Annotated in this window: 10 protein-coding genes and 2 pseudogenes; 2 read left to right on the top strand and 10 right to left on the bottom strand. The window is 40.0% G+C overall.

Going from position 1 to position 14,601, the window contains the following annotated elements; genetic code table 11:
- Positions 1-32: 32 nt before the first annotated feature.
- Both ANSO36C_RS01020 and ANSO36C_RS01015 read right to left on the bottom strand, forming a co-directional pair.
- Positions 33-848 (bottom strand): ion transporter, encoded by an 816-nt coding sequence (locus tag ANSO36C_RS01020; protein ID WP_251957986.1) that lies wholly within the window; start codon positions 846-848, stop codon positions 33-35.
- 88 nt (positions 849-936) lie between these two features.
- Positions 937-2,220, bottom strand: a complete 1,284-nt coding sequence (locus tag ANSO36C_RS01015) for a DUF389 domain-containing protein (RefSeq protein WP_251957985.1) — start codon at positions 2,218-2,220, stop codon at positions 937-939.
- 580 nt (positions 2,221-2,800) lie between these two features.
- Between ANSO36C_RS01015 and ANSO36C_RS01010 the strand changes: the two genes are divergently transcribed.
- Both ANSO36C_RS01010 and ANSO36C_RS01005 read left to right on the top strand, forming a co-directional pair.
- A complete protein-coding gene (locus ANSO36C_RS01010) occupies positions 2,801-3,715 on the top strand; it encodes an S-layer homology domain-containing protein (RefSeq protein WP_251957984.1) in 915 nt (304 codons plus the stop codon).
- A 224-nt stretch (positions 3,716-3,939) separates the two neighbouring features.
- Positions 3,940-4,806 (top strand): DUF2382 domain-containing protein, encoded by an 867-nt coding sequence (locus tag ANSO36C_RS01005; RefSeq protein WP_251957983.1) that lies wholly within the window; start codon positions 3,940-3,942, stop codon positions 4,804-4,806.
- A 126-nt stretch (positions 4,807-4,932) separates the two neighbouring features.
- Here the strand turns inward: ANSO36C_RS01005 and ANSO36C_RS01000 are convergent, their stop codons facing one another.
- The 8 genes and pseudogenes from ANSO36C_RS01000 to ANSO36C_RS00965 form a co-directional block, all read right to left on the bottom strand.
- Positions 4,933-5,418 (bottom strand): HAD family hydrolase, encoded by a 486-nt coding sequence (locus tag ANSO36C_RS01000; protein ID WP_251960220.1) that lies wholly within the window; start codon positions 5,416-5,418, stop codon positions 4,933-4,935.
- Entirely contained in the window at positions 5,394-5,705 is a 312-nt protein-coding gene (locus tag ANSO36C_RS00995) for an HAD family hydrolase (protein ID WP_251957982.1), read from the bottom strand. The genes ANSO36C_RS01000 and ANSO36C_RS00995 overlap by 25 nt, the downstream gene beginning before the upstream one ends.
- A gap of 105 nt (positions 5,706-5,810) precedes the next feature.
- A complete protein-coding gene (locus ANSO36C_RS00990; RefSeq protein WP_410174701.1) occupies positions 5,811-7,178 on the bottom strand; it encodes a glycosyltransferase in 1,368 nt (455 codons plus the stop codon).
- An 860-nt stretch (positions 7,179-8,038) separates the two neighbouring features.
- Entirely contained in the window at positions 8,039-8,740 is a 702-nt protein-coding gene (locus ANSO36C_RS00985; RefSeq protein WP_251957980.1) for a response regulator transcription factor, read from the bottom strand.
- A gap of 61 nt (positions 8,741-8,801) precedes the next feature.
- Positions 8,802-9,017, bottom strand: a complete 216-nt coding sequence (locus tag ANSO36C_RS00980; RefSeq protein WP_251960219.1) for a hypothetical protein — start codon at positions 9,015-9,017, stop codon at positions 8,802-8,804.
- Positions 9,018-9,272: 255 nt separating this feature from the next.
- Positions 9,273-10,751 (bottom strand): annotated as a pseudogene (locus ANSO36C_RS00975) (alpha-amylase).
- Between the two features lie 296 nt (positions 10,752-11,047).
- On the bottom strand, positions 11,048-11,578 hold the full coding sequence (locus ANSO36C_RS00970) for a DM13 domain-containing protein (RefSeq protein ID WP_251957979.1): 531 nt from the start codon (positions 11,576-11,578) through the stop codon (positions 11,048-11,050).
- A gap of 497 nt (positions 11,579-12,075) precedes the next feature.
- Positions 12,076-14,363 (bottom strand): annotated as a pseudogene (locus ANSO36C_RS00965) (IMS domain-containing protein).
- Positions 14,364-14,601: the final 238 nt, after the last annotated feature.

Genomic DNA, 14,601 nt, shown 5'->3' with positions numbered 1-14,601 from the left:
AAACTTTCCTCACTAAGTAATTTTTGCTAACGTCAACGCTCAGAATTTTGATGCAATAATTCTTGAATTTCCCCGCGCAATGCTGCGATTTCACTCTGAAGCATTTGAATCGATTTCGCTCCAGCTAACTCTGCTTCGTCATCATCGGCATCACGACCGATAAAAAACGTTGCCAGAGTTGCAGTGACATAACCAAACACGGCAAACGCATATAACGCTAAGAAAAAACAAAGCACCCGACCTTCGGGCGTTTTGGGCGAATAGTCAGAACCCATCGTTGTCATTAGCATTGCTGTCCACCATAAAGCAGTGCCGTAGTTATGCAATCCTGATTCCACAGGAACTTCGTTTTCAAACGCATACATCCCTGCTGATCCTATTAAAGTAACGATCGCAGTTAACGCCACAACATAACCAAACCCTCGACGGCTAATACTTGCTCCTAAAACCCGCATTCCTCGGTTAGCACGAGTCATAACTCGCAACAGTTGTAGCCCTCGCACAACCCGTGCTGTTCTTAATATCCGTACCACCCGTATAATCCGAAAAGTACGCAGCGCTGGTAACACCAAAGAAATAGCTGTTAGCCAGTTGCTTTTGATATAGTCAGGTTTATGAGGAGCGATCGCTAGTTTAAGTAGAAAATCTAATATAAAAATAATCCAAATAGTGATGCTAAAGGCTTCCAGTAAAGAGTTTAATCCCCAGATGATCTCGATGATGAATAGTGCTAGCCATACAAAGCCCAGCACCAGCGTTGGAATTTCTAGCCAATCTTCCAACTGTTGCAAGACTTCATTACGTTCTCTTTCTAGGGCTTGTTTTTCTGAAAGCTTTGAACTACTCATAGTATTAATTCGTAATGACGCTCGTTCCTCTCTACGAGACGCTGCGCGAACGCTACCGCTTCGCTAACGTAATTCGTAATTTTTGGTTTTATTGTTTATTAGCAGGGGTTTCTAGCACGTTGACATCAACTAAAGGTGTCACATTTAAGTCCTGTTTCAATAATTGGGTTTGAATTGATTGGGTGAGGCGATCGCGTATTTCTTCACTAGACGCTGTAACTCCCGGTTGACGCTGTACATAAACAACAGATAGCAGGGTATCCTGCCCTTCAATATTGGATCGTGTAAAGCGCACATTCGACTCGACTAATTTTGCTAAACCAACTTGCTCTACAGTTTTCTGAACTTGGGCGTTAGCACGTTGAGCAAGGCTAGAGCGTTGTAAATTGGGAGAATGAGAAAATTGCCAAGTCAGTAAACCTGCCAATGCTATGACAGTGATCACTAAGGTAGAAAAAAATACCCGTTTTTTACCACGCCCATAGCGAGTTCCTTGAGCAGACAGCCCGAATACTCGGAACAAGAGCGCTGCTGAAAAATTAATCCCGCATAGTTGCAAAAACAGTACGAATAGCTGCGAAATTACCATGTCCCATCTGCCAATTGCACTTGCCATACCCACAATTCCCGCAGGTGGAGCTAAAGAAGCGGCAACTAGCATTCCTGTCGCTGCCCCAGATACTAAACTACTCCGTTCTGATTGAACCAAGTTGAGCGCGCCTGCGGCTCCGGCTGCCAATGGCACAAGCACTGCCACTGCTGAAACCTGACTGCTATCTACCATTAAACTGGTGGGAATTTCTTGCCGTAATATTAGGCTAAGTAGCCAGGTAGTGGCAATGGTGACTGTTAAGGCAGAAAAATACCGTAGAATACTCCGTCCTAAGAGTTTGCGATCGCCCCATGCAGTAGCGATCGCTGTATTCATTGCTGGGCCTGCAAAGGGTGCAATCAGCATCGCCGCCACCAGCAAATAGGCTGTATTGGTATACAAGCCAATCCAGACTACAAAGCCTGCCAGTGCTGCATAACCAAGAAAGCCTCGCCAAGAGCCAACACTTTGCAAACCAGAAAGAAAAATCTCAATCGGACTGCGTTCTTCCACATTTATAACTTGTTGCGGCGCTTCCGATGTAGGGGGTTGCAGAGTCATCACACCAGTTGGTATGAGCGTAATTTGTACTTTGGGCAAGTCTTGCAACTTCTCCAAAACTTTGCCTACTTCTCCATTAGAAACGTGAACAATTACTACATCAATCGGTTCTTCTGCATTTCCTTCTAATCGAGCCAGATTCGTGCCGTTATGAGATTTGGCAATATCGATAACAGCTTTTCCATTTCCCCGTGGTACTTGAATAATGAGTTGACGCATTCTACCCTCCTGCCGCTAACCATCTTGCTTTTTGAGACAATAACTCTACTACCCAAAGAAAGATTTTTTAAAAAATGTATCTCATACTCAATTAACACTTGATTTTTATCCGCAAAATTGGTACATAGTAAAATAACTGATAGTTAAGGTAGCAAAAAAAGTTAGATAAAGAAAATTTCATTAATTTATCGTTTGAGACTTAGATTAAATCTAAATAGTGGAAAAGCCGTGGAGAACTCTGCTATATTTTTATTACTTAGATTTATAGCAGTCCTAAATCATTCGTGAAAATTATATATCTCTTTTTTCTTTCCTTGGCGGTTCGTTTCCTAATTTATATTTTTCACCACTAAAATAAGATTGCTATAGAATTCTTCTATTCACATAAGCCCTTATTAAAACATTAACATTTTTAATATTTTCATTGTTGCGTTATCTATACCTAAAGTAATAAGTATAGTCAGTCTTTAGTAGTATTTTAAGCTGTAAGAGGAACTTCTCCACTAAATCTCCACTATTTGTTAGTAACTATTGAAGTATTAGAAATAATAAATAATTGAGAGAACAGGGGGCACGAATCATGACACAATTAATTAAGTTAGTGTCAGCAGGTATATCTTTACTAACTTTAAATTTAACAGTACTTGCAGTTGGAGCATTAGAAACATCTGCTCAATCTTCCCCTACAACTACCTTTAGCGATGTTCAATCTAATTACTGGGCACAGCCATTTATTCAAGGTTTGGCTGCAAGAAATATTGTAACTGGATATCCTGATGGTACATTTCGACCAGAACAGCCAGTAGACCGAGATGAGTTTGCAGCAATTATTCGTAAAGCTTTTGACCAACCAGCAACTCGCCAGATACAAAGTGGTGCTGTATATAAGGATGTTCCTACAAACTATTGGGCTACTCGTCCCATTGAAGAAGCTTATCAACAAGGATTTATGACAGGTTATCCTGGTGGATACTTTCGTCCCAATCAATCGGTTTCTAAGGTTGAGGCTATAGTTGCTTTAAACAAAGGACTGAATCTAACTACTGGTACATCAGCAGTTAGTGTACCCACAGTCATGCAGAGAGTAGTTCCTCAAAAAACCGCACAAAAACCTGTAAAAAGACGTATTTTTATGCCGTTTGCATTTAGTGCTTTGATGCAGCCTTTATTAATATCACAAGCCCCAGCCGTAGCAGCTAATGCTGTAAACCTTAACCATCCTGCCTCATTTATTATTACTAACACTTACGCAGATGCCAATAATATTCCGCAATATGCAATTGGAGATGTAGCAGCTGCAACTAAAGCAAATATAGTGGTCAACTATCCAAAACCTAAAGTTCTTAATCCAAGTAAACCTGCAACTAGAGGAGAGATTACAGCTTTAGTTTATCAAACTTTAGTTTCCCAAGGAAAGATAGAACCAATTGCTATTAATTTACCTGCCAATCAGTATATTGTTCGTACTCCTGTCAACAAACAAAATGCTCAATAAGTACGAATTCCTCGAAGAGTTTTGCTGATTTCAAGTCTAAAAAATTAGTTGTAAGCCTCTATAATCTTATGCAGAGGTTTACTTTTAGTTTGATTAAGCCTAGTTTTTAAAACCCATTAATTCCAGAGTAATGATTTTTTAGACATTAATATCTTTCTTGAGAAAGAAGGAGTAAAAAATTATATCTTTACAATTGTAAATATAGATGTAGGAGGAAAAAGAATATGGCTTTATATAAACTGGAAGACTTTGCTGGTAACTATGGTGATGCAGATTTTGATAACTATGAAGTTAGAGATTTTGATGTCTATTCAGACATAGATGACGATAAAGTTGGGACTGTCAAACACATCTTGGTAGATGATTCGGGTCATTTCCGCTATTTAGTTGTTGACACAGGTTTTTGGTTCTTTGGTAGACAAGTATTGTTACCAATTGGGCGTTCTCGAATCGGCTATAGCAATCGGCGCGTATATGCTATTGGGTTGACGAAGGAGCAAGTAGAAAGTTTACCAGATTTTAATGATTTGGAACAGATTGATTACGATTATGAGGAACAGGTGCGTGGAGTTTATCGTACTCCAGTAAGACAAGCACCTTTAAGTACCTCAACACCTGTAGATGCTCCACCAGCCTCTAGCGATCGCAATACATATACGTATGAAGATGAACCAAATCTTTACGATATGAATCAGCAGGATCATCAAAATCTGAAACTATACGAAGAACGTTTAGTTGCCAATAAATCTCGTATTAAGACAGGAGAAGTATCTGTTGGCAAACACGTTGAAACTCAGACGGCGAGAGTTGCTGTGCCAGTTGAAAAAGAACGCGTAATCATTGAACGTACTACTCCAAACGAAGCTGGTAGAACTGTATCGCCTACTGAGGCTAACTTCCGTGAAGGAGAAGTTACTCGGATGGACATTTATGAAGAAACCCCTGATATTCAGAAGGAAGCGGTTTTGCGTGAGGAAGTGAAAATTAAGAAAGTAGTTGAACAGGATACAGTTGAAGCCGAAGGTACTGTTCGTCGTGAGGAATTAGACATTAATACCAATGATGAGCGGTTGCATGAGAGAAAAAGCTAAATGACTTTGAATAACTGCCAATGAAATATCCCCGCATTTATATAAGCTAAGTGCGGGGCAATTTTTTACATTCAAATTTAATTTTGAATAGGTTGCGATGACCTCCGGTCGGTCGGAGACCATCGCCTATGGTGGAGCGTAGCCCATCGCCCTCCAACTGTTAGGAAATGGTAAAATATTAAAATAAATCAATCCTTCAAGAATACCCGCAGCACCAGGGTAGTGAGCTAAAAAGTGCCAAGGGTAATGTGTCTTGTAATACCACCATAGAAGTTCCGTTTGGGCATTAGCAACGATAATCCCAGCTGATGGCTGTTGAAATAAACTGATGTCATTTCCAGAACCTCCACAGATAATGGTTGCATCTAATTGCGCTTGCAGCAATTCTTGCAGATATGCAGTTGCTTCACCTTTGTTACTGTTCTTGGGTATGATATCAACGTCTCGCTCATTGCTGAAAATCACCTCAGCCTGCAATCCAGTAAAAGTTAACAAATCCTGCAAATCATGGATAACCTCAAGTGGCGCATCCATATCTAGCCAAAAGCTTAATTTATAGGGGGTTTGTTCGCTGTCGGGTTGAGGTATTAGTGCAGGAAAGTAGCTAGCAATTGTCCAGACTGCATCTCTATCCCAATCTTTTGAGATTTGATTTGACCAATCTTTTCTAAAAGCACACCCTGTTGATAAATTTCAGTACCTAGACTAGCGATTAAATAATCGGGTTTCAAAAGCTGTGCTTTTGTTATCACCCGACGACTAGAAGTATAAGAGCGACCAGTAACATAGACTAAGTAAATCTGATTGCGTATAGCTTCTAGCCTTTGGTTTAAAGCAGTAATAGCTCGATTGTTACCAACCAAGGTATTATCTAATTCAATAACCAAAAGCAGTTTCATATTTGCTTGTTCTCACTAAAACAGTACAGTCTTGATCGGAAATTTTCAAAATATGCAGTTGAGAAAAGCGGCTAGAATGTGATTCTGTAGGGAATATGATTTCATTTAACTGGTTGCCCACTGCACAATACCGTTATCAAAGGAGTCAATCAATTTTTCTAGAGATTTAATTTCACTAGATTTTAAAGCTTTTGACTTTAACAAAGTTTGGATTTGCTTTTCCAAATCTGGAGTTAACTTTTTAGTTCGAATAATTTCTTGAACAAATGTATCAAGTGTTAAAGATTGATAGAGTTCGTGAACTTGGGCAGCAACTCCCTGAGTGCTAAAACGAGACTGAACCCAATTTTGTGCAGCATTGCCATAGCTTTGTTTTAGAGTCGGGTTTTGTAATACGCTATGAATAGCGATCGCCAATGCTGTAGAATCACGAGGAGGAACCAAAAGTCCAGTTTCACCATGCACAACCGTATGCTGCAATCCTCCCACATTACTAGCAATTACAGGCGTTCCTGCTGCCATTGCTTCAATTGCAACTAAGCCAAAAGGTTCGTAGTAACTCGGTACAACGCAGATATCCCCTGCGGCGTAATAAGCAGGTAACAGCGCTTGAGAAATGCGTCCGGTGAAAACTGTAACTGCTTCCAATCCCAGTTCTTTCACCAAAGCTTGAATGCGTAGTTGTTCTTGAAAGTCTGCTCCATCTTCACGGCTACCACCAACTAGATAAAGTTGAAATCCTGAAAGCAAATTGGCGCAAGCTCTTACTAAGATTTCAACTCCCTTGCGGGGGTCAAAACGTCCTACATACAAGATTATCTGAGAATCTGAAGCAATTCCCAACTGTTGGCGAGCAACTTCTTTACTGACAGAACCAAAGTGTTCAGTATTAATTCCGCAGGGAATAACTTTAATACGTCCATGTTGCGAAATTAACTGACGTAAATCTTCCGCTTCTTGAGGGCTGGTGGATATTACATAATCTGCTTGTTCTAAAATTGCCCTCTCCACACAATTACGAATGGCAGTAATCTGCGGCGGATTTTCCATATTACCGTATTTAACTGCCCCTATAGAATGATAGGTATGAACTTGAGGTAGTCCCAATCGAGATTTAAGTTCCAATCCTACCCAAGCAGAAAGCCAATAATTAGTGTGAATCAACGCATAGCTGCGTCCTGTTCGCTTTTGAAAATTCAGCCAAGCTTCTACAAATTCTGGTAAATATTCAAATAAATCGTTTCTAGTAATGAATTCTGCTGGCCCAGCATTTAAACGAATTGTGCGACACCCTGGTGCTAATTCCACAATTTCTTCTTGATTGGGGTGTTCGCGTCGGGTAAACATATCAACCTGACAACCACGTTTTGCTAATGCTAACCCTAATTCTCGCACGTAGACATTTTGACCACCTGCCCCTTCTCTACCAATTTCAGCTGTCGGGTCGCCATGAACTGAAATTAGGGCATAAATGGGTTGAGAATTTGGTGTTTCTGAAGCAGAATTTTCTAGAGACTTAACTAAATTTAAAGAAGCAAAGTATTCATAATCAAAATTCACTAGTACAAAAATTCACAACTAGGTAACTTGGAGGAAAAATTATTTATTAAGTTACCTATCATCGAAAGAAACGTGTAAAAACCTTCTAGGAAAGATAACCGAATGGCTTATACTTAATTCTTTGTTATTTTGAGAGCATTCTGGAAGAGAATCAATTAATAATCGTATTGCTTCATCAATTGATATTTGATGATATACTGCATAAGCTCTAAGCTTGCGATACTCTTTATTGGTAATAACAATATTGGAAATATTTATTGGAAAACGGGGCATAAAAATTTCCTTAAAACTGAAATAAACTTAACAAAATGCTTTCGTTCCAAGATGCTACATTTTAGAAGTTGAAATCTCGGTTAAATATCGGTGAGAAATCGGTTACTCTTGAAGAAGAATTCAGGAGTCAGAATCAAGACGCTCTCTACGAGACGCTGCGCGAACGCGGACTCGCTAACGCTGTGCTATCGAGCATCTTTAAGACCACCAATTGAAAATTTGGTGGGGATTTTAAACCCGTTTATTCAGACGCGACTCGAAAATACTCGCTAACGCTACGCTATCCGCCACTCGTACAGAATTCATACCTGTTTTCTGACTCCTGACTCCTGAATTCTGTTTAGATAAAAATTAAAATTCTCCAAACCAATAGTTAAATTGATTTGAAGAATAATAGTGTTCTAATGTAAAAGAAGAGGTTAATTTCAGTAATGTAATTGAAATATAACAATGAGTTGTGGAGATAAAGGGCAAATATAAGGTAGAAATCGGTTAGTTTTCTAAAGCTGCTTTAAGCGATAGCCCAATCCATGAACTGTCTCAATAAAATCATCGGCAGCACCTATGTCTTTAAGTTTATACCGTAAACTTTTAATGTGAGACTTAACAGTTTCTTCGCTCGGAGGGTCGTCAAGTGACCAAATGCGCTCAATAATTCCGGCTCGACTTAGCACCCGCCGACCGCTAGAAACCATTAGTTCTAAAAGAGCAAATTCTTTAGGTGTTAGATGTAAAGGGTGGTCAGCGTATGTGACTTCATAAGTGCTGGAATTTAAACGCAAACTACCCCAACCAAAATCTGAAGAAGATGTTGCGGCACTATTGCGGCGCAAGAGTGCGCGAACACGGGCCATTAGCTCTGGCATTTCAAAAGGTTTAACCATATAATCATCTGCCCCAGCATCCAACCCGGTAATTTTGTCACCAAGGGTATCGCGTGCTGTTAACATGAGTACAGGTATTGTAATGTTGCGTGATAAACTATGCCTTGATGTAGGCGATCGCAAGCGTTGACAAAAACTTACACCATCTAACTTGGGTAAGGTAATATCTAGCACCACCAAATCATATTCCAGCACTTTGATGCAATCCCATGCTTCCTCTCCATCTTGGGCTATATCTACCACATATTGACGGTCAGTCAGGGCTTCCATCAGCATCTCTGCTAGCTGAACATCATCTTCGACCACCAAAATCCGCATTGTGATAATATTTCTGTATTAAAAAATAGATAATACTATATTTTTTGCTCTTCAGTACTTGTTATGCCAAATTATTAAGAATAGATATAAGGACTATTTTCGATTGCTTGGGTGCTTGTGGTGGACGGTATTGCTCACAGTAGAGCGGTTGGACAGCAAAGGTTTCTCTTTGAGTCAGTTGCTCACACTGCTTACATACAAAGTTAAAAACGCGAGTATGAATTTCCCGCTTGTGCGCTCTAACGGTGTACTCTCGGACTATCGGTCGGCTAATCAATTCCTGAGAGTAAGTTTCTATTCGACTGCTGATACTGTTGGCGAATCTACTATATATTCGTAAATACAAGTATTACTTAAGCTCAAACCTTCAATCTGTTGTTGCATCTTTTAATCGTAATACTTATGTATGTGCTTTTGTAACACTTTCGCCAATAGTATCAGTGTCTATGCGCTCATGAATAGTATTTGTGCAACAAATCTATTCATGAGCGTAGTTAAATTTCGTATCAATCTCTGTAAATTTCGGTATTTTTTATGCTTGAATCCAAACTGATACTGAACCACCTAGACAACGAAATTCACCCCAGCCCAATTCATTGGTATATACAGCTTCTTTGATATGTTCAGTTAAGTCAATAAATTTAGTATTGGGTTTACCAACTTCCATCCATTTAACGCCTTCTGAACCATCACTCATAATCACAGCCATTCCTTGAGGATGATCTTCATCACCTAAGCGTGTCCAACCAATAGTATTCCAATGGTCTAAATAGTTGTATTGTGGCCCATAAGCACAATGTTTACGTGCATAAAGTAACTTATCAATAATCCAACGGTGGGACGGCATAAAAATATTGTAACGATTGCCATCTTTGCCCCAGTCTTCATACTCTGCACCGTAGTAGTCAGCATGAAAGACACAAGGATAGCCTTCTTGTCGTAACAAAATAATGGCGTAAGCTAAGGGTTTAAACCAAGGTTCAACGAACAGATTCCAAAGCTTGTAACGGCTGAGAATCATGATTTTCGACAAATGTCACAGCATGGGTAGGACGTTGTTGCATCATTGTGCCATCCAAAATCCGGCGCATATCATAATTGCCGCCAGATTTGCTGGCTTGATGGAAGTTGTAATGTAGTGGTACGTCAAAAACTGACATTTGCCACCAACAGCATCAACATACCAAAGCAGAGTATTAATATCGTTATACCAATACTCTCCTACCATAAATAAATCTTTACCAGCGTGACGTTCTAGTTCATCTATCCATTGCGGAAAGAACCAAGAGGAAATATGTTTAATAGCATCGATCCGGAAACCATCTACTTTTGTAGTGTCAAGATACCACTTACCCCAGTAGGTAGTTTCACCGCGCACCCACTCATTTTGAAAATCCAGATCGCAACCCATCAAATAGGCAAAGTTGCCTTTTTCTAAGGCTACGTAGTCGTCAAACTTTTTACCTTCTAATAAATAGAGTGTGCTGCGATCGCCACTGTTATATTCGTTATAATCAACAGCATCAAAATGCCACCAATGCCATTCAAAGTTAGAATATTTGCCTTGCCGTCCAGGGAAATTATAATGAGTGTATGTCTTAATCTCTTGTAACCCACCTTTAGGATTGAGCCGATCGTCTTGAGGAAAAGGCGTTGCTTTTGGTGTTTCTACCGCATCACCGCCCATCTTATGATTTAGTACCGCATCTGCATAAACTTGCAGACCATGCGTTTGCAGAGATTTAACCGCATCAAGATACTGCTTACGTGTACCGTATTTCGTCCGAATCGAGCCTTTTTGCTCAAACTCACCTAAATCAAATAAGTCGTAAACACCATATCCCACATCATACGACCCAGCAAAGCCCTTGTAGGCTGGTGGTAGCCACATTGCTGTAAAACCTGCATCTGCTAATTCTGGTGCTGAAGCCTCAACTTTACTCCACAAGTTCCCATCGTTAGGGATGTACCAGTGGAAATATTGCATCATTGTGCCATTAATCTTTGCCATATATCGTTATGCCTGTAAATATCACCTTTGATAAAGCTACAGTGGATATTGCTGGCAATTCGGAATTTTTCATGCGATTTAGTTCCGAAAATCTGGAAGAAATACTTAAGAAAATAGGGAGCAAGAAATAAGTATATATTTTGTAGCTTCGTTGAACTCACGTAGTTAAATTGTAATCCTCCTCGCACATACCCCTCTTCTGTCACTTTCTGGAATTCCCAGTTACTAGGGCAACTTTTCCTTCTAGTTTCATAAAGTTTCTCCTGATGATTGATTTTTAAGTTCTTGGTTAATATTTACTGACTCAAACTGGCAGCGCCAAAAGTAGCATTAAACTTGCGACACCAGATAGCGATGGATTTGTAGTCTGCTAAATTGATGTTTTGCGGAATAGAATATGTTTGAGCGCCACTATATTTTTGCAACGGAGCTAGGATAAAATAATCTCCGTTTTTTAAAGGATATGATGGTGGCTTAGTTGAATTAGTTACGTTATCTGAACGATGTAAAATTACTACTAAATCTGGCCCTGATTCAGAAGTCTTAAATGACTCATCAAGCTCTAGAAATGATTTGCCGTCTTTAGTGGTAATACGAACTTTCCCTTGAGTTGTATGTTCTCCAGAAACAAATGTACCTGAATTCATAGCAGTTGAATCTGGAGATTGTGCTGACTTGGCTAACGGTTTCGCCTGAGTTGAAGACACGGGAACAGAGGCATTCACAGCTATAGGACTTTCATTAGCCTGGTTCTTTGATACTTCGCGGACGCAGCCAACCATGACAAGAGAAGACAAGCCCAGTATTAATAAATATCTTAATTTCATGATTTCAATTCCTCAGTGCATCAATTAGCAATATAGCTCTTGGCTTGAACTTTAAACTGATTATTGCTTAAATAATTCATCTAAGAATTATGAATAGATAAGGATTGATCTCTAAAAAACTAAGATTTTCCTTAGAAACTTCTTACAGATTTCTCAGCAAAATTTAAATTTTTAGGTTACGGGTGATTAAATGTAAAAAAAGATACGGTAAATTGTCAAAAGCTTTATCAAATATGGTTTTGGGATGAGAGTGGTTTTAGTTTACGAGTGTTAAGAAGGAAAACTGGGGTAAAAAAGGAAAATCAAAACTGTTTAAGCTGCTATGCAGCTAAGGGTTTTAATAGTTCCACTTTATCAGAAAAAGCTAGGTTCAAAACCTCGCCCCTGGTGGGCGAAAAAATCCAAGTTTTCTCAAGGTAGGTAAAAACCCCACCCCTTGTGGGTGGCTGAATTAATTGCGAATTGCGAATTGCGAATTGCGAATTGGTTTTATCTGATTAGATTATCTGATTCACAACAGATGTACTCTGAATACGCCATTTACCTCGTTCTCTAATCAAATCATACCGAACTCGCAAATTATCGTTAGAAGACCTTTGAAACTGACCATTTTCATAGAACTGTGCCACTTCCTTAACCGTAGCTTGCACTGCGGCACGATCTGCAAATAAATCAATTTTCTCAACAGATTCTATCTTCAAGCTATGGTCATACTTGCCGTAGCGATTGTCTGACCGATACTGTTGAGCAATCAGCCGCCATTGAGATAAAGCTGAACCAGTTAAAATCTGATCTAAATTATTAATCTCATGATTGGGCCCTAAAGCTGCGGCTTTGATCGAGAACCAAGTCCGAATAACTTCCTCTGCCGTTGCATTTGTTAAAGGCCCATCTGTTGCTTGTGGTTTACCATTTGGATCAGGAATAGATATTGGTGGTTGATTTATCTGTATAAACAACTCTGAACCACGCGGAGTTGACGTAGGAAAAAACAGATTTTTTAACCATCCAAAAGTTGTTGTAACTAACACCCAGAAAACTAATAGACTAACCAAAGAAATAAACACTCTCCATACCAGCCGTGTTTTCCCTTCGATGGTGTTAGCAAAAGTTCGCCGCCGTCGGGGACGACGAGAATGAGGACGATTATCTGGTATACGCTCTCGGCTAGCAGATGGAGTAGGTTTTCTCCGCCGACGCTTTTGGTTATGGCCGGGTGCGACCGTTTTACCTGAACCATTTAAATGCTGATTAGTGCCTCTGCTCATCCGTTCGGCAGCAGGAACATCTGATTTTACACTCTCAGATGAATTCCATATTGGTGGTGAGAAGTTTGAATATTCGGGTGTTTCTGGCAAATCTAGGTCAGGTGTTCTGCTGTTGTTAGATTGCCCTGTAGTCCTAGCTGAATTGTTAAGAAAAGGAGAATTCTTTGTCTTCGCCTGCGGAAAATATTGGGTATTAACTACAGCCCATTCATTAGTTGTTTCTGCATCCGTTGGCAGTGCTTCTAAATAAGCTTGCACCTGTTGATTAGCAAAGTAATCTTTTAGAAAGGCTTGTTGGTTTGCTAAATCTCGAAAATGGGGAAATACTTCGTGTTGCAACCACTGTTCTGCATATAGACACAACCCCGGTAACAAATCTGGAGAGTCTTGAGATTTTTCCCGAATAAAAGCTAAAGCTTCGTATTCTTGACTAAGTTCTAAAACACGAGTTGCTTCTTCAGTTTGTCCCAAGAGTAATGCACATAGCGACTGTTCTAAATGTACATCTTGACGCTTGCCCAGACGCATAAGCATTTGCCTTGCTTGACGAATTAAAGCAGGTTGCCGTTGAGCAAATCCCCGTGCTATCAAGGCATAAACAGCCAAGTAAGTGGCAACAGCAGAATTGCGTTTGCTTTGAGCTTCAAATAACTTGTGCTGTTCCGCGACTGTTAAATGGGTGCGTACTGCTGGATAAATCGCAGAAAGTCATCTATATTTAAACCAGAGTCGTCATTGTTTGTGCCATCAATCCCGCCACGATCTTCTAAGAGATTTTGCAATAATTCCAAGCCTTGGTTTCGTTCGGCAGTCTTTTCTTGAGGTAATGCCAACAACTCCAAAATTCGATATGGTCGCAATTTGTAAAGATCAGCCTGAATTTCTGCCTGTACACTAGAAAACAACCCTTCGCGTACTAGCAGTTCTTGACCAGTTTCTAGGGATATGGCGGCATTTTCATAGTGACCTTGCTGCCACTGTTCACGACCTAATTCTAGACAGGCAAGGGCAACAGTGAGGACAACATCTGGATGTTCAGCACTTTGGTGTATTTCTTCGTCTGCTAAATTATTGCCCTTTCTTGCACTTGTAGCACCATTTTTATTTACCAGGTAGGGACGACCTAGTTTCAATACAAGTTCGTATTCCCCCAACTCTTGCAAAATCAATAAAGCACCAACTAATTCGTCTTGGGTAATATCGATACCTAGACTCTGAATGTCGCTACCCCTTTTGGTGCTTTCTGGACGATTTTCCTTTGCTACTGCGGCAGCAGCAAGGTTATCAGGGTCATAGGCGTGGGCAAGATAGAGATGATCGTAGGTACTGCGTTGTTTTGGATCTGATAAAACCACGTAAGCTTCTTCTATGAGTTGTTTACGAGAAGAAATTGCTGCCTGAGAATACTCACGTCGAGGCAATTGTACAATGCGATCGCTATATGCCTGCCGCAATTGTTCTTCACTTGCCGCTAACGGTAGTCCTAAAATTCGGTAGTAATCTAGCGGAATTCGCACAGCCTACTTCCCCTGCACCGTGATCAACATAATTCACCTAGAGCGTTCCAGGCCTGTAAAACCGTGCCATAACAATGCCGTATAGAATTTACTCTACAAGTGTATATTGCAACAACTTGTTTTGTACCTTCCCGAAATTTTGAGTCACATTCTAGTATTAATTTTTTGCTTTCGCCTAGAAAGGCTCAATTTTTTGTCTTAATTCTTAGTATTTTTGTTTAACACAACTATTATCAGC

The sequence above is a fragment of the Nostoc cf. commune SO-36 genome (assembly GCF_023734775.1).
Taxonomy (GTDB): Bacteria; Cyanobacteriota; Cyanobacteriia; order Cyanobacteriales; family Nostocaceae; genus Nostoc; species Nostoc commune_A.
This window is presented reverse-complemented; position numbering and strand designations above follow the sequence as displayed.